We start from the raw sequence: 17418 nt of genomic DNA on the forward strand, positions 1-17418 counted from the left end.
CTGTGTTGGTCCCGCGCCCCGGCCCGCCCCCCGGCGCGGGGCGCGGGGCCCCCCGCGCCCCCCGGGCCCCGGTGGTCGAAGGCGATCAACGGGTCTCCGGTGAGGGGGTGTTCGACCACCGCCGCCCGCACCCCGAAGACCTCGGCCAGCAGCTCGGCGGTCAGCACCTCGCGCGGCGGACCGGAGGCCACCAGGGCACCCCGGTGCAGGACGTGCAGCCGGTCGCAGACCGAGGCGGCGGCATTGAGGTCGTGCAGGGCGACCAGGGTGGTACGGCGCTGCTCCCGGAGCAGAGCGAGCAGTTCGACCTGGTGCCGGACGTCGAGGTGGTTGGTCGGCTCGTCCAGCACCAGGACGTCCGACTGCTGGGCGAGGGCCCGGGCCAACAGCACCCGCTGCCTTTCACCGCCGGACAGTTGGGCGAACCGTCGGTCGGCGGCCTCGGACATGCCGACCCGGTCCAGCGCCTCGGCGGTGATCCGGTGGTCCTCGGCGTCGTCGGCGGCGAAGGCCCCCTTGTACGGCGTGCGGCCCATCGCGACCACCTCCAGGACGCTCAACTCGAAGTCCCCGCCGCGTTCCTGAGGAAGCGCCCCGATGTGCCGGGCGGACTGGGCGGGCCGCAGCTCCGCCAGGTCCCGCCCGGCCAGCAGCACCCGGCCCGCGCTCGGCCGCAGGTGCCGGTAGACGGTCCGCAGCAGGCTGGACTTGCCGCTCCCGTTGGGCCCGACCAGTCCGGCGATCTCTCCTTCCTCGGCGATCAGACTGGCCCCGGCCAGCACCGTCCGGCCGGCCAGGGCGACACTCAAGTCCTCGACGGCGATCCTCAACTGCGCTCCATTCGTCGATCCAGCAGGTAGAGCAGGGTCGGGGCGCCGATGACGGCGGTGACCACGCCGATCGGCAGCTCCTGGCCGTCCAGGGCGGTGCGGGCCACGGTGTCGACGACGACCAGCAGCAGGGCCCCGGTGAGCGCGGACAGCGGCAGCAACCGCCGGTGGTCGCCACCGACGAGCAGTCGGCACACGTGCGGAACCATCAGCCCGACGAAGCCGATCGCGCCGGAGACGGCGACCAGCACCCCGGTGAGCACGCTGGTGACGACGAAGACCTCCCGGCGCAGCCGGGCGACGTCCACCCCGAGCCCGGCGGCCGTCTCGTCCCCCATCAGCATCGCGTTGAGCGCCCGGGCACGGGCCTGGAGAAGGGCCAGTCCGAGTGCCACGGCGAAAGCCGGGACGGCGAGTTGGGCCCAGACGGCGCCTCCGAGGCTGCCCATCAGCCAGAACAGCACGCCCCTGGTCTGCTGCTCGTCGCGGGTCTGGAGGACCAGGTAGCTCGTGATGCCGCCGAGGAACTGGGCGATGCCGATGCCGGCGAGGACCAGACGCAGCGGGGAGAAGCCGCCGCCGCGCCGGGCCATCAGCCAGACCAGGGAGAACGCGGCGAGCGCGCCGGCGAACGCCGCCAGGGAGACGGTGAGGCCGAGCGCGCCGCCGAAGGAGAGCTGGAGCCCGAGGGTGGTGCCGAGGACGATGGCGGCGACCGCGCCGAGCGAGGCCCCGGAGGAGATGCCCAGCAGGTAGGGGTCGGCGAGCGGGTTGCGGACCAGAGCCTGCACGGCGGTGCCGACCAAGCCGAGTCCGGCACCCACCAGGGCCGCCAACAAGGCTCGTGGGACTCGTAGTTGCCAGACGATGAGATCGCGGGTGCCGGGTTCGGGAGCCCGTCCGGCGAGCCGCCGGGCGACCACCGACCAGACCTCGCCGGGCGGGACGTCCACCGAGCCGAGCGAGACGGCGACGGTCAGCGCGAGCACCAGGGCGGCGGCGAGCGCCGCGGCCAGCGGCCCGGCCCGCAGGGTGCGGGCCGGGCGGGGCTGGTCGCGTCGCTCCCGGGTGATGGCCGGGGTCACCGGCTACTGCCCGTTCTCGGTGGGGGTAGCGCCCTTTCCGGGGGTAGCGTCCTTCCCGGGGGTAGCGCCCTTTCCGGGGGTAGCGCCCTTTCCGGGGGTAGCGTCCTTCACGAGGTCCGGGTGGATGGTGGCCGCGATCTGCCGGACGGCGTCGGCGTTGCGCACCCCCGCGATGGTGGTCACCTCGGAGCCGAGTCGGACGAAGTGCCCTTCCTGGACGGCCTTCAGGCCCTGGGTCGCGGGGAAGCCCTTCAGGAAGGCCTCGGCCTCGTCGAAGGCCTTGCGGGTGGCCTCCTCGCTGCCCCGGTTGCGCACGGCGAGCTGGATCCAGTCCGGGTTCTTGGCGACCACGTCCTCCCAGGAGCCGGGCTTGAAGTCGGCGTCGCAGTCGGCGAACACGTTGCGCGCCCCCGCCTGGGTGATCACGGCGTTGGCGACCTGCCGTCCGCAGACCGCCACCGGTTGCTTGGTACCGGCGTCGAAGTCGAAGACGAAGTAGCTAGGCCGCGACCCCTCCGGTACGGCGGCGAGTGCGGCGCGGACCTCGCCGAGCTGCTTCTCCATCCCGGCGACCAGCTCCTCCGCCCGCGCGGCGGTCCCGGTGACGGCGCCGATCCGGCGGACGTCGTCCTCGATCGCCGCGAGGTCGGTGCGCGGGGCCTTGGCGGCCTTCGGCGTCCCGGCGCAGGCGGTGGAGAGCAGGTAGACGTGCTGGATGCCGGCCGCGGCGAACTCCTCCTCGCTCGGACCGGTGGCGCCGCCGCCCATCATCGGCATCGCACCGAAGGTGTCCACATAGAGGTCGGCGCCGGAACCGAGCAGCTTCTCCTTGGGAATGCCCTTGTCCCCGAGCGCCGGCACCTTGGCGCCCTGCTCGGCCACGGCGGCGGGCAGCGTGCCCTTGCCGGGCGGGAAGCCGGTGCCGATCACCCGTTCCCCCGCGCCGAGTCGGAGCAGCAGCTCCAGGCTCGACGCGTTGCTGGTGACAATCTTCGTCGGCGCCTTGGCGATGGTGGTCTCCTGGCCCGCGCAGTCGGCGACCTTGACGGGGTATCCGCCGTCCGGCACGGCCTGGAGGGTGACGGAGGGGCTCTGCCCGCCCCCGGCCCCGCTTCCGCAGGCCGTGGCGAACAGGGCGACGGCGGCCGCGATTCCGCAGACGACTCGAGGGCGCATGACAACTCTCTCCTGGTCGGTGATCGTGCTGGGCCCGTGCTGCGGACCCGGACCAGGTAGTCGGCCGGCCCGGGCGTCGGGTTCCCGGGCAATCGCGACGGTCTCGTCGGGTCCCGACGGCCGCGGCGTCACAACGGGTCTCGTCGGGCCACGATGGCCGCGGCGGATCACGACGGGCCTTGACCGGTCTCGCGGGTGCCCCCGGACATAGGGTGGCCGAATCGCCGACCCCACCGCCCCGCGCGACGACCTCGACCCCACCGCCCCGCGCGACGACCTCGACCTCCCCGTCCGGCTCGGGCCGCGCCCGCCCCGCCGAGTGGTCTCCCTGGTGCCCTCGCTGACCGAGGCGGTCGCCGTCACCGCGCCCGGCCTCCTGGTCGGCGCCACCGACTGGTGCAGCCACCCCGCCGACCTGTCCGTCACCCGGATCGGCGGCACCAAGAACCCGGACGTCCGGCGCGTCCTCGCGCTGGCACCGGACCTCGTCCTCGCCAACGACGAGGAGAACCGCCGCCCGGACCTGGACGCGCTCAGGGCGGCAGGCGTCCCGGTCTGGGTCACCGACATCCGTACCCTGGACGACGCCTTCCGATCCCTGGACCGGCTGCTGACCACCGCCTGCGGGCTGCCCCGCCCGACCTGGCTGGCCGAGGCGGAGGCGGCCTGGTCCCGGCCAAGGGACGACACCGACCGCCACGGGTCCGACGGCCCGCGGACCGTCGTACCGATCTGGCGCCGCCCGTGGATGGTCCTCGGCCGCGACACCTTCGCCGGGGACCTGCTGCGCAGGATGGGCCTGCGGCTCGTCCACGCCGACCACCCCGAACGCTACCCCGCCATCCCGCTTCCCGAACTGCTCGCCTGCCGACCGGAGTTGGTGGTCCTGCCGGACGAGCCGTACCGCTTCTCGGCCGAGGACGGCCCGGAGTCGTTCCCCGGCACGCCGGCGGCACTGGTCAGCGGGCGGCACCTGACCTGGTACGGGCCGTCCCTGGTGACCGCCCCGGCCGTGCTGCGACAAGCGCTGGACCACCCGCTCGGGCCGGGCCGCACGCATGGCGCGAGCGACACGAGCGACACGCCTGGCACGGGCGACATGCCTGTCACGGGCGGCACAGGCGGCACGGGCGGCACGGGCGACGCCTAGACTCCCCGGGGCATGAAGGTTCTGATATCCGTCGATGTGGAGGGCATCTCGGGGATCGTGCATCCCACCGAGACGAATCCGGGCCACTACGACTACGAACGCGGCCGCGCGCTGGCGACGGCCGAAGCCAACAGCGTGATCGCCGGCGTGCTGGACGCCGAACCCACCGCCGAGGTGTGGGTCACCGACGCACACGGGCCGTTCCGCAACCTGCTGCCGGAGGAACTCGACCGACGGGCCTGCCTGGTTCGCGGCAAGCCGCGTCCGCTGGGCATGCTCGGTGGGCTCGACGACCGGACGGACGCGGTTCTGCTCGTCGGCTACCACGCCCGTGCCGGCCGCGGCCCGGCCGTGCTGGCGCACACCATGAACGACGGCATCCTCGACGTGCGCGTGACCGGCCGTTCCATGGGCGAGATCGGTCTCAACACCGCCATGGCCGGGCATCTGGGCGTACCGGTCGTCCTGCTCAGCGGCGACGACAGCGCCTGCGTCGAACTGCGTGATCTGGTCCCCTCCGCGGCCACCGTCGCGGTCAAGCAGGCCCTCGGCCACGGCGCCGCGGTCGCCCTCCACCCCGAGGAAGCGCGGGAGCGGCTGCGCCGTGCGGCCGCCGAGGCCATCACACGGCGCGCGGACGTCTCCCCGCTGGCCCTCGCCGGACCGTTCGAGATCGAGGTCGACCTCTCCGCACCGTTCACGGTCGACCTGGCAACCCTCGTGCCGGGTGTCTCACGCGTCGGGGGCGGCCGGACGGTCGCCTTCGGCGCCGCCGACTTCGCCGAGGCGTACCGGCTGGTCCTGCTGCTCGCACAACTCGCGACCATCAAGCCCGGCTAGCGACGGACCAGGCGGCGTACGCCACGAAGTGGGGCAAGGCCGGCTGACGGACATCGCTCCGGCGCACCCGCGACACGGCAGGGCCCGGGACACGAGTACGCGTCCCGGGCCCTGGCCTCGCCGTGGTCCGGCGTCAGCCGCGCGCGGCGGCGACGGCGGCGCCCAGCGCTTCCTTGATCCGCGGGCCGAGACGGGCGAAGCCCAGCTCCTTCATGGCCGCCCGCAGCAGCTCCTCGTCCGTCCGCTCGACCCCATCGCCGTCCACCCACCGCACGACGGCGAGCAGCTCGTCGGCGGAGTAGGCGGTCACGGCACGACCGGGCGTGAAGTCCGGCTTCGCAGGACGGGCCTCGGCGACGGGCTCGGGCTCGGGCTCGGCGGCAGGGGTCTCCACAACCGGCTCGGGCTCGGAGACGGGCTCCTCAGCGACGGGCTCGGGCTCGGGCTCGGGCTCGACAGCCGACTCCGGCTCGGCGGCAGGGGCCTCGACAACCGGCTCGGGCTCGGAGACGGGCTCCTCAGCGACGGGCTCCTCCGCGACGAGCTCGGACTCGACCTCGGCCACCGGCTCAACGGCGGGGACCTCGACAATGGCCTCAGGCTCGGGCACGACGACCGAGCCGGTCTCAACCACCGTCTCCTCGGACTCGACGGCGGGCTCGACAACCTCCGCAACCGTCTCCTCGGAGACAACAGCCTCCGTCTCGGACTCGGCAGCGACCTCGGCGACCTCGGCTTCAACCGCCGCGGCCTCGACAGCAGGCTCCACCACGACGGCCTCGGGCTCCGTCTCGACCGCCGACTCGGCCTCGGCGACCTCAGAAACCTCAGGAACCTCAGCAACCTCGGCCGAAGACTCGTCGGCCTCGACAACCGGCTCCTCGACCTCGGCCTCAGCTGCGGCCTCCTCGACCTCGACGGTCTCGGCCACCGCCTCGTCCGCAGGCACGGACTCGGTCAGGGCGGCGGTGGCGACGGCCACCAGGTCGTCGGCCGCCGGGGAGGGCGCCGGGAGGGAGACCACAGCCGCCGGGGTCTGCGCCTCGGCCGGCTCCGCCTCGGGCTCGATGTCGGCGGCAGCCGTGTCCGAAGCCGCTTCAGCGTCGGCGGCGGTGTCAGATTCGGGCTCGGTCTCGGTCTCGACCTCGGACTCGGCAGCCGTGACAGCCTCGTCGGTCTCGGCCACCGGAACCGTCACCGGAACCGGGACCTCCTCCACAAGGCCGTCCCGCTGACCGCCGGCCAGTGCCTGCAGGGCGGCCGCCTCGGCGTCTGCCCGGTCGGCCGGCTCCTCGACGACCGGCTCCTCGGCCGCAGCCTCCTCGACACCGGACTCGGCCTCGGCGTCAGCCACGACCTCGGACTCGGTCTCGCCACCGCTCTCAGCCTCGACCTCGACCTCGACCTCGACCTCGACCACGGCCACGGCCACGGCCACGGCCACGGTCGACTCCTCGGTACCCGGCGCCTCGACCACCGTCTCCTCGGTGACGGTCTCCTTTGCCAGCCCGTCGCGCTGCCCGGCCACCAGTGCCTGGCGGGCCGTGTACGCGGCCTCGGCGGCACGGCGGTCGGCCTTGGCGGCGGCGAGTTCGGCCAGCAGGTCGACGAGGCCGGCCTCCTCCAGGCCGGCCCGCAGGCCGCGGATGGTGGGCAGGCGGTACAGGGTGCCCTCGTCGGCGGCGAGCCGCTCGACCAGGTCGATCAGCTCCGCGAAGGGCAGCCCGTCCAGGTCGTGGTCGGGCAGCAGGCGGGCGAGGCCGCGCAGGCCGGTGTTGATCGCCTCGAAGGCCTGGGCGGTGCGGTCGACCAGGGCGCCGTCGGCGGGCACCCGCGGGAGGGTGCCGGTCGGGGCCAGCGCGGTCCAGGCGCGGCGCTCGACCTCGGCGGAGGTGAGGGCCTCGTGCAGGTCCTCGCGGCGGATGCGGCGGTCGGTGGCGAGCGCCAAGGCCTGCTTGCGCAGCGAGCGGCCACGCAGCCAGGACAGCTTGACGCCGTGCTCGCGGCGCCAGGTGCTGTCGGCGGTCGCGGCGGCGAGGGCCTCCAAGTCGGCGTCGTAGGCGGCGGGGAACAGGGTGGCGGAGGTGCGGTGCACCCGCTGGAGCATCTCGACCAGCAGCGCGGTCTTGGCGACGGTGTCGGGCTCGTCGAGCTTGACCTCGGCGGCAAGGGCGACGACGGCCTCCCAGGTCTGCGTGAGGTCGCTGCCGCGCAGTTCGGCGAGGGCCGTGGAGGCGGCCCGGGCGTCCTCGGGGGTCTCGACGGTGTCGACGGCCGCGTACCAGGCGTGGGTCTCGGCGGCGAGCGTGAAGGCCCCGAGCTCGGCGTAGCGGCCGAGGTCCTCGCGGAGGTCGGGCTCCGCGGCGGCGTCCTGGGGGTCCTTGACGTCTGCGGCGTCGGCGACGTCCGCCGGGTCGGCTGCGTCGGCGTTGCGCGAGTGAAGCACTGTCATGTGAGGTCCGGTTCTGGGCGACGACGGCGGGGCTGGCGGCGAGGGGGCGGCGGACCGGTTGCGCGGGGTAGCCCCTGGGGCGGGGCGAGGGGGCGCGCGGTCGGGCTGCCGGTTGTGGACGCCCAGAATACGGGTGCCCGTTCGAGCCTTGCACGCACCCACCGCCGCGACGGGCGGGTGTCGTATGCCATACCGCCCGCCTGGCCGCCACTCGGGCGGTCCGAGCGGGTGGTCCGAGCGGATGGCCCGACGCCGGACCTGCGGTGGCCCGGCTGTGGTCCCGCTCTGGTTCCGCGCTGTCCGGGCGGACGGCCGGGCGGACGGCCGGGCGCGGTTCACCGCGGTCACCGCGGCTCTTCGCGCCGGTGTCCACCGGACGGACCGGGGGCCCGGCCGGTGCGACGGTCCGGTCGGTGATCCAGCCGGCGATCCGGTCGGGGATCGGGCCGGGGATCGGGCTGTTGATCCGGTCGGCGACCGGGCCGGCCGACGGGCGGACGGCCAGGCCTGCGGAACCGTTCCAGCGGCACCTCCCGGGTGCCGCGTCCCGGTGCCTGGCCCCGGCGGCCGAGTGGCGGCCGGTACCCGGCCCGGCCGAGGGCCCGCAGGTCGACCGGGGCGAGGAACTCGCTGAGCGCCGTCCGGTGCCACCACGCGCCGGTTTCCCGCAGTTCGCGCCAATCGGTGAACCGGTAGAGGTAGAGGGTCGCCCGGACGTGGGTCGGCGGGGCGTCCGGAAAGGGGTTGTGGCGCAGCAGCCGCAGGGTGGCCCGGTCCCCGGAGAGCAGCCGGGCGACGAAGGGCAGGAACCAGGGGCGGGCGTAGCCGGGCGAGATGCCGGCGAACCACATCAGCCAGTCGAGCCGCAGGTGGTAGGGCGCGAACTGGCGCGGGAGGCGGCGCACGTCGCCGGGCTTGCCCTTGAAGCCGTACTCGCGCCAGACGGTGTGCGGGGTGAGCGCGACGTCGTCGGTGCCCTCGACCACCACCTCCTGGCGGAGCCGGTTGACGCTGCCGAAGGCGCCGTAGGTGTTGACGAGGTGGAGCCTGTTGAAGGAGCGGTTCATGGCCTGGCCGCGGGAGATCATGTTGCGCACCGGCCAGTAGCTGAGCACCACGACGGCGGCGGTCAGTGCGATCACCAGTGCCTCGAACCAGACCGGGGAGCCGGGGTGGGCGCGGGTGTGGACGGGCAGGCCGAGGCGGGCCGGTTCCACGGCGGCGAGGGCGAGGGCGACGGTCAGCCAGTTGAGCCAGGCGAAGTTGCCGGAGGCGATCAGCCAGAGCTGGGTGGCGATCACGGCGCAGGCCGCGTAGCTCGCGACCGGCTGCGGCACCAGCAGGCAGACCGGTACGACGAGTTGGACGACGTGGTTGGCGGCGGCCTCGACCCGGTGCAGTGGGTCGGGCAGGTGGTGGAAGAACCAGCTGAGCGGTCCGGGCATCGGCTGGGTCTCGTGGTGATACCGCAGGCAGGTCAGGTCGCGCCAGCAGCTGTCGCCGCGCAGCTTGATCAGTCCGGCGCCGAACTCGACCCGGAACACCAGCCAGCGCATCAGCCACAGCACCGGGGCGGGCGGGGCCGTGTCGGCGTTGCCCAGGAAGGCGGCGAGGAAGCCCGCTTCGAGCAGCAGGGACTCCCAGCCGAAGGAGTACCAGGTCTGCCCGACGTTGACGATGGAGAGGTAGAGGGCCCAGAGCACCAGCCACAGCGGGACCGACGCCCAGAGCGGGACGACGTCGCCGAGCCCGGCCGCGACCGCCGCGGCGAGGGCGGCGCCGCTCCAGGCGACGGCGGCGAAGAAGCGGTCGCTGTAGTGGAGGTGGAACAGGCCGGGTGAGTGCCGGAACGGGACCCGGGCGGTGAAGCGGGGCACCGGCAGCATGCCGTCGGTGCCGATCAGGGCGCGGAACTGCGCGGCGGCGGCCAGGAATCCGATCAGGAAGAGGACGGCGAGCAGGCGTTGGACGAGCAGCCGGCTCAGCCAGTAGTCGGGGGCGGCGAACCAGTCCATGCGGCCCATGCCTACCACCCGGCGCCCCGGGTGCGGGCCGGGTCGGGGCTGCGCAGGACGGACGGTTCACCCGCTCGGCCCGCAGCCGACGCCCCGGACCGGGGACACGGCCGACACCCCGGACGGGGCGCACCGCGGGCATCCCGGACAGGGCGCGGCCGGCACCCCCGCGTGAACTCCCCGTCCCGGACAGCACCGTGGCGGGGAGCCTCTCATCGGGGGTGAGAGGCGCCCCGCCACGGTGGCGGACGGTCCGCTCCGGCCGGTGTCGAGCGGTCGGGGCCGGCCGGAGTTCAGTCGGGCAGGATCGGTCCCGGATCGCCGAGGACGACCGGGCGGCCGGGTGCGGCGGCGCCGCTCTGCTGGAGCCGGTCGACGAGCAGCGCGGCCAGCGTGCCGATCTCCTCCTCGGTGCGGGACTGTGCGGTGACGTCCATGCCGACGGTGAGGACGCCGTTGATCCGACCGGTGAGCGCGGACCGCAGCGGGGTGCAGGTGAAGCTGAAGACCTGCTGGCCGCGCTGTGCGTCGGGATGGGCGGACGGGACCCGGACGTTGTCGAGGACGGTGGTGCGGGCCGTGTGGTAGGCCTCCACGACGGCCCGTTCGAGGCCCGCCGCGCCGAGGTGCGGGTAGGCGGCGCCGATCGCCCCGTACGCGCTCGGTGCGCCGAAGGTGTCGGCGTGCTGGGCGTTGGCGTACCGGATCTCCTGGCCCGGGCCCTCGGTGAGCATGATGGGGAACGGCGAACCGTCGAAGGCGGCGAACATCTCCTGGCGCTGGGCGAGCAGGTTGTCGCGCAGCCGGATCTCGGAGAGCAGCGCCTCGGCGAGGTGCTGGATGTCGCGCAGCCGCTCGCGCCCCCACTGCCGGGGTTCCCGGTCGAGGACGCAGACGGTGCCGATGACGGTGTTGGTGTCGTCGACGAGCGGGGCGCCGAGGTAGGCGCGGACGCCGAGTTCGTCCACCACCGGGTTTCCGGCGAACCGGGGGTAGGCGAGGATGTCGTCGAGCGCGAGGGGGGACCGCTGGGCGACGACGTGCGGGCAGAAGCCGTGGCTCAGCGGCATCTCGCGGGTGGGGAGGTCGAAGGCGATGCCACGGTCCGCCCAGGACGGTCCGTTCTCGGCCGCGACGGCCGCATTTGGCGGAATGTAGAGCCCCCGGAACATCTGACGTTCGTCATTGATGAAGTTGACCATCGCAATGGGAGCGCGCGTGATACTGGCTGCCAGATGGGCGAAGCGGTCGAATGCCTCGTCCGCGGACGGGTCGTTGAGCCCAAGGCCGCGCAGCCTGCGGGTTCGCGCGGACTCCCCCGAGGCACCCGGGAACTGGCCTTGAGTGCTCATCACATCAGTCATGGCGCACATGTAACCAGAGATCAGGATGCCGGGGACCGAGGGTTCAGCGTTCCTCGGCCCCGCCGATGGCCAGTCAAAACGGCATGTGGACGGGAGGTCGACGGACCGTCACGGAAACGGAGATCAATCCCCTTTCGGGGCGGCGGCAAAACCCCTCCCGATGAGGACGGGCCGAATCCCGCCAATCCAAGATCGACTCTGGGTGGCCCCGGCGCGCCCATACAACAATGAGCCCTGCCGAAGACACGGACGGTACCGCTCGCCGGGACACCGTCCGGCGACGCGCGCGCCGATCGCACCGGGGCGATCGGCCGACACTCCCGCACACCCACCGAACCCCCTGGGGGGTTGCCGGAGCGGCTTCGACGGCACGGACGGAGGCACGACACCACACGCTTTCGAGAGGAACCGAGCAATGGCGATGGACTACTTCACCGACGAATGCCACGAGGAACTGCGGGCCGAGGTCCGCGACTTCGCGGAGAAGGAGGTGCGTCCACAGGTGGCCAGAATGGAGGCCGAACGGAAGACCGAGGTCGAGCTGGCCCGGAAGATCGCCCGCCGCGGCTGGATCGGCGTCACGATTCCACGGGAGTTCGGCGGCCTCGGCCTGGGCCACGTCGCGAAGACCGTGATCGTCGAGGAACTGTCCCGGGTCAGCGGGGCGGTCGGCTCGATCGCCCAGGCCTCCCAACTGGGTGTCGCCAAGGTCCTCCACTACGGATCCCAGGAGCAACGGAGTTTCTGGCTACCGAAGTTCGCATCCGGAGACTGCCTGCCGACCATCGCCGTCACCGAGCCGGAGTCCGGCGGGCACGTGCTCGGGATGGCCGGCACCGCGGTCCGGGACGGCGACGAGTACGTGCTCAACGGCCGCAAGTGGTTCGTCGGCAACTCCCACGTCGGCGACGTGCACGGTGTCATCCTGCGCACCGGGCAGGGAAGTCGGGGCCTGTCGGCGTTCCTGGTCGAGAGCGACCGCCCCGGGTTCCGGGCCGGCTCCCCCGGATCGCAGGGCGGGCTGCACGGCTTCAGCTTCGGTGAGATCGTCCTGGAGGACTGCCGCGTCCCGGCCGGGCACCGGCTCGGCCGGGAGGGGCAGGGGCTGGACGTCGCCTACTCCTCCTCGACCCTCTACGGCCGGATCAACCTCGCCGCCGTCGCCCTGGGCATCCACACCGCGATCGTCGAGGACACCGTCCGGTTCGCCGAAGGCCGGGTGCTCTACGGTCAGCCGATCAACCAACTCCCGAACATCATGCTGAAGTTGGGTGAGATGCAGTCCCGGCTGATGACGGCCAGGCTGGCCGCCTACCATGCCTCCCACCTGCTCGACCACGGCCGACCCTGCGACGCCGAGCTGATGAACGCCAAGCTCATCAACACCGAGTACGCCCTGGACTCGGCGCGCAACGCCATGGAGATCCACGCCGCCCGTGGCCTGCAGACCGAGTTCCACATCGAGCGCTACCTGCGGGACGCCACCCACGTCTACCCGCCGGCCGGCACCTCGGACGTCCAGCGGCTGCGGCTCGGGCAGGTCGCCTCGGGCACGTACGGCACCCAGTGGTCGGCCGAGCTGTCCGACCTGACCAGCTGGGCCTGGGCCGAACTCACCCGGCGGGAGGCCTCGTCGGACGAACGGACCGGGAGGTGCGGGCGGGTGCTGCCGATGCCACTGGCGGGGTGAGGGACGGACGGACGCGGCGGCGCGCCACGGCGTCGCCCGATCCGCTCCGGCGGATTCCCGGGGCGAACGCCCCTGACCTCCGGGAGTCCGCCGGTCCGGCTGAGCGGACGGCCGTGAGCTGGGAGACTGCGCCGTCGAACCATCCGGTCCGAAGTCCTCTTCCAAGCCATCAGCCTTGCCAATATCGTCAGTTGATATTGCGTGGGGTCCACCCCGGGCTGATAGCGTTCCGTGCCGTCGGCGGCCGTGCTGCGCCCCGCCCCGGCCGGTGGCACCTCGTCACCGGCTCCGGCAGCCCCGGCCTCGACGCCCTGAAGCCCGGCCGCGCCGTGCGGGGTCGACCCGCCGCTCGGACCCACCGGTCCGAACCGGCGTCCCGGTCCCGCGCCTCGGCCCTGCAGCAAGGAATCAGATGCCAGGCATATCGGCCCCCCGCACGGGCCACCGCGCCGGCCGGCCCGGCTCCCTCCGCGGCCCGCTCCTCGCCCTCGTGCTGGTCCCCAGCCTGGGACTCGCCGCCGCCTGGGGCTACGCCGTCCACCTGTTGCGCGGCTCCGGACAGCGCACCGCACTGCTGACCGGCAGCACGGTCGTCGCCCTGGTGGTGCTGATCAGCCTGTCCCTCGGGCTCCGGATCAGCCGGACGCTGTCCGCGCGGCTGACCACGCTGCGGGCCGACACCCTGGCGCTCGCCCAGCGGGAGATCCCCGACGTGGTCGGGCGACTGCGCGCCGGGGAACAGGTGCCCGTCCCGCCCGCCTGGGCCCCGGCCCGGCGCAGCGGCGACGTGGTCCAGCAGACCTCGGACGGCCTCGCCGCCGTCCGCCAGGCCGCGGTCGCCGCCATCGTCCACCAGGCCCAGGGGCGCGAGGGGACGAAGAAGGTCTTCCTCAACATCGCCCGGCGCACCCAGATCCTGATCCACCGGCAGATCAGCATGCTCGACGCGCTGGAGCGCGAGCACGAGGACCCGGGGCTGCTGCGCGAGCTGTTCGCCGTCGACCACCTGGCCACCCGGATGCGGCGCAACGCCGAGAACCTGGTCATCCTCGGCGGCGCCCTGCCGGCCCGGCGCTGGCGCAACGCCGTGCCCGTGGTCAACGTGCTGCGCAGCGCGGTCTCGGAGACCGAGAGCTACTCCCGGGTCGTCGTCCAGGGCGTGCCGCGCGTCTCGCTCACCGGCCAGGCCGTCGCGGACGTCATCCACCTGGTCGCCGAGCTGATCGAGAACGGCACCACCTTCTCCCCGCCGTACACCCAGGTGCAGGTCTCCGCGCAGGAGGTCCCCAGGGGCCTGGCGGTCGAGGTCGAGGACCGCGGGCTCGGCATGACCGAGGAGGAGTACGAGCGGCTCAACGAGTACCTGGCCAATCCGCCCGAGCTGGATGTCTCCGCACTCGGCGACGACCTGCGGCTCGGTCTCTTCGTCGTCGCGCGGCTGGCCGCCCGGCACGACGTCCGGGTCGCCCTGCGGCCCTCGCCGTACGGCGGCACCCGGGCCGTGGTGCTGGTGCCCTCGGTCCTGCTGGAGCAGGCCGGACAGCCGGCCGCGGTGCCCGGGCTGCCGTCGGGCGCCCGGATCACCCGGACGCCGGTGGCCGAGGCGGGCTCCGAGGGCGGGGGCGGGGCGGACTCCGGTTCTGCGGTCGGGGCCGGGGCCGGATTCGGGGGCAGGGCCGGTTCGGGGGCCGGGATCGGTTCGGGAGTCGGGATCGGTTCGGGAGTCGGGATCGGTTCGGGAGTCGGGATCGGTTCGGGAGTCGGCGCCGGGATCGGTTCCGGGTTCGCTTCCTGGCTCGGCGCCGACGGGCTCGCGCAGGTCGGCGAGGATCGCCCGGAACCCTCGGGCGTGACGGCCGGGGCGTTCGGCGGGCTGCTGGGCGGGGCGCAGGGGGCTCCGGGGCCCTTCGGAGCGGTGGGAGCGCCCGCGGTTCCGGTCGGGCCTGCCGCTGCGGTCGGGCCGATCGCTCCCCCGGCACCCGACGGCCCTGTCGCGGCGCGCACCGTGGACGGTGCCGACACCGACACCGACACCGGTGCCGGTGCCGGTGCCGGTGCCGGTGCGGACGGACCGGGCACCGGGGCGGTGGGAGAGGCGTGGGCGGAGGGCCCGCGGACGGGCCTTGCGTGGACAGGCGATGCGTGGACAGGCGATGCGTGGGCCGAGGACGCGGGGACCTGGAGGGCGGGAACCGCGCCCCTCGACGGCGGGCTGACCGTCGGTGCCGAGATCCCCGGGCTGCCCGGTGCCGTGGTCGTGCCCAGGCCCGTGCCGCCGCGCGTGTACGACCTGTCGGTCGGCCCCGGCGGCGCGCCGGACGGTCCGCCCGCGGGCCCGGCGGCCGGCACCGGAGGAGGCCCGGACGGCCGGTCCCTGCCCGTCCGCGAGCACCCGCGGCACGCTCCCCCGGAGCAGGGCCCGGACGGCGAGCTGCGCACCCCGCCGGTCCTGCCGCAGCGGGTCCGCAACGCCAGCCTGGCCGAACAGCTCCGCGAGGCCCACCCGTTCGGCGCCCCGGCGCCGGCCCGTGGCGCGCTCGCCGCCCCGACCGGCCACCGGCACGACACCGCCGAGGCCCCCGACCCCTCGCCGGCGCGGTCCCGCGCCACCATGGCCGCCATCCAGCGCGGCACCCGCAGCGCCCGCGCCGCCGGCACCGGGCCGGACGCGCCCACCCCGCCCACCGACCCGGCCGCAGCGGCCGCACCGACCACACCGGCCGCGGCGCAGCAGGCCCCCGCGGCGGCCCCCGCCATCCACGAAGCCGAGGAACAGCAGCCATGACGCAGCCCACCGAAACCCAGCGCGACCTCGACTGGCTGCTGGACCAGTTGGTCGCCCGGGTGCCCGAGACCCGGCACGCCATCGTCCTCTCCGAGGACGGCCTGCTCGTCGGCACGTCCCGGGACCTCGACCGGGCCGACGCCGAGCACCTCTCCGCCGTCGCCGCCGGCCTCCAGAGCCTGGCCCGCGGCGCCGGGCACCGCTTCGACGGCGGTCGGGTCCGGCAGACCGTCATCGAGATGGACCGGCTCTTCCTGTTCGTCACCACCGCCGGGCAGGGCGCCCGGCTGGCCGTCCTCACCAGCGAGCAGGTGGACGCCGGACTGATGGCCTACGAGATCAACATGCTGGTCAAGCAGGTCGGCCAGTTCCTCACCGCGGCGCCACGCGACGACGCCGGCCCGGTCGGCGAGGGTGGTGGTGCGTGACGTCCGCCGCGGCCGAGGAGGGCTCGTTCTACGACAAGGACGCCGGCCACCTGGTCCGCCCGTACGCGATCACCAACGGGCGCACCGGGCCGGTCCGGGACGGCTTCGCGCTGATCACCCTGGTGGTCACGGCCGATCCGCAGACCGACACCGGCCGGCTGGCGCCCGAACCGGCCGCGATCCTCGACCTGTGCCGCGAACGCCCGTTGGCCGTGGCCGAGATCGCCGCCGCCCTGGACCTGCCGGTGAGTGTGGTCAGGGTGCTGCTGGACGACCTGGCCGAGGCCGGCCTGATCCTCACCCGGGCCCCGGTCCCGCTCGCCGACGCGCCGGACGCCTCGCTGATCCAGGCCGTGATCGAGGGCGTCCGCCGGCTCTGACGGGCGGGCACCGAGCGGCATCAGAAGATCCCAGTTCCCGTACAGGAGAACCGAATTGACGAGCCAGAGCCTGGTTCCGGGCGCGGTCAAGATCCTCATCGCCGGCGGGTTCGGCGTCGGGAAGACCACCATGGTCGGCTCGGTCAGCGAGATCGAACCACTGCAGACCGAGGAGCGGATGACCCACGCCAGCGTCGGAGTCGACAGCCTCGACGGCGTCCAGGACAAGGCCACCACCACCGTGGCCATGGACTTCGGGCGGATCACCGTCCGCGAGGACCTGGTGCTCTACCTCTTCGGCACGCCGGGGCAGTTCCGCTTCTGGTTCATGTGGGACGACCTCGCGCTCGGCGCCCTCGGGGCGATCGTCCTCGCCGACACCCGGCGGCTGGAGTCCAGCTTCGCCGCCGTGGACTTCTTCGAGCAGCGCGGCATCCCGTTCGCGATCGGCGTCAACTGCTTCCACGGCCGCCGGGAGGCCACCCCCGAGCAGGTCCGCCGGGCCATGGACCTCGGCCCGGACGTCCCGATCGTGCTGTGCGACGTCCGGGAGCGCGCGTCCAGCAAGGACGTGCTGCTCGCCCTGCTCGACCTGGTGCACCGGGACGCCCTGGCGGCCGGACGGCTGTGAGGGCCGTGAGGGCGGGCCCGGGGCTTCGGCCTCCCGCCGCCGGGGTGGGCCTCAGCCGGTGGCGTGGGCCGGGTGGATCTCGGTGAGCGACTCGACCAGCGGGGCCAGCTCGGGCACCCCGGTGGCCTCGGCGAGGGTGGCCTCCAGGGCGGCGTCGTGCACCGGCCGGGCGGCCGTCAGCAGGTCGCGGCCCTCGGGCGTCAGCTCGGTGTAGATGCCGCGCCGGTCGTCCGCGCAGAGGAAGCGGCTCAGCAGGCCGCGCTCCTCCAGGCGGCTCACCAACCGGGTGGTGGCGCTGCTGCTCAGCGCCGCCGCCCGGGCCAGCTGCTGCATCCGCATGTGCCAGCCGTCCTGCCGCGAGAGCGCCTCCAGCACGGTGTACTCGACCACCGAGAGCCTGAACTCGGCCTGGAGCGTCTTCTCCAGCGCGGTGTCGATCATCCCGTGCAGCGCGGCGAGCGTCCGCCAGCCCCGGGACCGGATCTCGGCCGCATCGTCGCGGATTCCCATGACTCGCCCACTCTCCCGTCGCACTGCCCGTACCGCACACCCCGGGAGGCCCCGGCGCAAAGCCCGTGCCGGGTCCTCGGTG

Annotated in this window: 12 protein-coding genes and 2 pseudogenes; 7 read left to right on the forward strand and 7 right to left on the reverse strand. The window is 74.0% G+C overall.

What is annotated here, in order from left to right:
- The 3 genes from ACFRAR_RS01490 to ACFRAR_RS01500 all read right to left on the reverse strand — a co-directional run.
- Positions 1-830 (reverse strand): ABC transporter ATP-binding protein (locus tag ACFRAR_RS01490; RefSeq protein WP_380693406.1); only part of this gene is annotated, 830 nt, incomplete at its 3' end.
- Positions 827-1915, reverse strand: a complete 1089-nt coding sequence (locus ACFRAR_RS01495; RefSeq protein ID WP_380693408.1) for a FecCD family ABC transporter permease — start codon at positions 1913-1915, stop codon at positions 827-829. The genes ACFRAR_RS01495 and ACFRAR_RS01490, both read right to left, overlap by 4 nt.
- Before the next feature lie 3 nt (positions 1916-1918).
- A complete protein-coding gene (locus tag ACFRAR_RS01500; protein WP_380693411.1) occupies positions 1919-3091 on the reverse strand; it encodes an ABC transporter substrate-binding protein in 1173 nt (390 codons plus the stop codon).
- A gap of 319 nt (positions 3092-3410) precedes the next feature.
- On the opposite strand from ACFRAR_RS01500, the pseudogene ACFRAR_RS01505 reads away from it, so the two are divergent.
- Positions 3411-4121, forward strand: a pseudogene (locus tag ACFRAR_RS01505) (helical backbone metal receptor); the annotation flags it as partial.
- A gap of 132 nt (positions 4122-4253) precedes the next feature.
- Positions 4254-5081, forward strand: a complete 828-nt coding sequence (locus tag ACFRAR_RS01510; RefSeq protein WP_380693413.1) for a M55 family metallopeptidase — start codon at positions 4254-4256, stop codon at positions 5079-5081.
- A 133-nt stretch (positions 5082-5214) separates the two neighbouring features.
- Here ACFRAR_RS01510 and ACFRAR_RS01515 read toward each other — a convergent pair whose 3' ends face one another.
- From ACFRAR_RS01515 to ACFRAR_RS01525, 3 genes and pseudogenes are all read right to left on the reverse strand, one after another.
- Positions 5215-7533, reverse strand: a complete 2319-nt coding sequence (locus ACFRAR_RS01515) for a hypothetical protein (RefSeq protein ID WP_380693415.1) — start codon at positions 7531-7533, stop codon at positions 5215-5217.
- Positions 7534-8117: 584 nt separating this feature from the next.
- A pseudogene (locus ACFRAR_RS01520) lies at positions 8118-9548 on the reverse strand (lipase maturation factor family protein); the annotation flags it as partial.
- A 293-nt stretch (positions 9549-9841) separates the two neighbouring features.
- Complete coding sequence (locus ACFRAR_RS01525; RefSeq protein ID WP_380693418.1) at positions 9842-10912, reverse strand: GAF domain-containing protein; 1071 nt, start codon at positions 10910-10912, stop codon at positions 9842-9844.
- Between the two features lie 415 nt (positions 10913-11327).
- Here ACFRAR_RS01525 and ACFRAR_RS01530 point away from each other — a divergent pair, with 415 nt between their 5' ends.
- The 5 genes from ACFRAR_RS01530 (at position 11328) to ACFRAR_RS01550 (ending at position 16826) form a co-directional block, all read left to right on the forward strand.
- The gene (locus ACFRAR_RS01530; protein ID WP_380693420.1) at positions 11328-12602 is read left to right on the forward strand and encodes an acyl-CoA dehydrogenase family protein; all 1275 of its coding nucleotides are present in this window, start codon (positions 11328-11330) and stop codon (positions 12600-12602) included.
- Between the two features lie 412 nt (positions 12603-13014).
- On the forward strand, positions 13015-15387 hold the full coding sequence (locus ACFRAR_RS01535) for a sensor histidine kinase (protein WP_380693423.1): 2373 nt from the start codon (positions 13015-13017) through the stop codon (positions 15385-15387).
- The gene (locus ACFRAR_RS01540; protein ID WP_380693425.1) at positions 15384-15815 is read left to right on the forward strand and encodes a roadblock/LC7 domain-containing protein; all 432 of its coding nucleotides are present in this window, start codon (positions 15384-15386) and stop codon (positions 15813-15815) included. The genes ACFRAR_RS01535 and ACFRAR_RS01540 overlap by 4 nt, the downstream gene beginning before the upstream one ends.
- Positions 15812-16195 carry a DUF742 domain-containing protein gene (locus tag ACFRAR_RS01545; protein ID WP_380693428.1) on the forward strand — a complete coding sequence of 128 codons (384 nt, stop codon included), beginning with the start codon at positions 15812-15814 and terminating at the stop codon, positions 16193-16195. The genes ACFRAR_RS01540 and ACFRAR_RS01545 overlap by 4 nt, the downstream gene beginning before the upstream one ends.
- Before the next feature lie 55 nt (positions 16196-16250).
- Positions 16251-16826 carry an ATP/GTP-binding protein gene (locus ACFRAR_RS01550; RefSeq protein WP_380693430.1) on the forward strand — a complete coding sequence of 192 codons (576 nt, stop codon included), beginning with the start codon at positions 16251-16253 and terminating at the stop codon, positions 16824-16826.
- A 51-nt stretch (positions 16827-16877) separates the two neighbouring features.
- On the opposite strand, the gene ACFRAR_RS01555 is transcribed toward ACFRAR_RS01550, so the two are convergent.
- The gene (locus ACFRAR_RS01555; RefSeq protein WP_380693432.1) at positions 16878-17336 is read right to left on the reverse strand and encodes a MarR family winged helix-turn-helix transcriptional regulator; all 459 of its coding nucleotides are present in this window, start codon (positions 17334-17336) and stop codon (positions 16878-16880) included.
- Positions 17337-17418 lie beyond the last annotated feature (82 nt).

The sequence above is a fragment of the Kitasatospora sp. NPDC056651 genome, assembly GCF_042792155.1.
Classification (GTDB): Bacteria; Actinomycetota; Actinomycetes; order Streptomycetales; family Streptomycetaceae; genus Kitasatospora.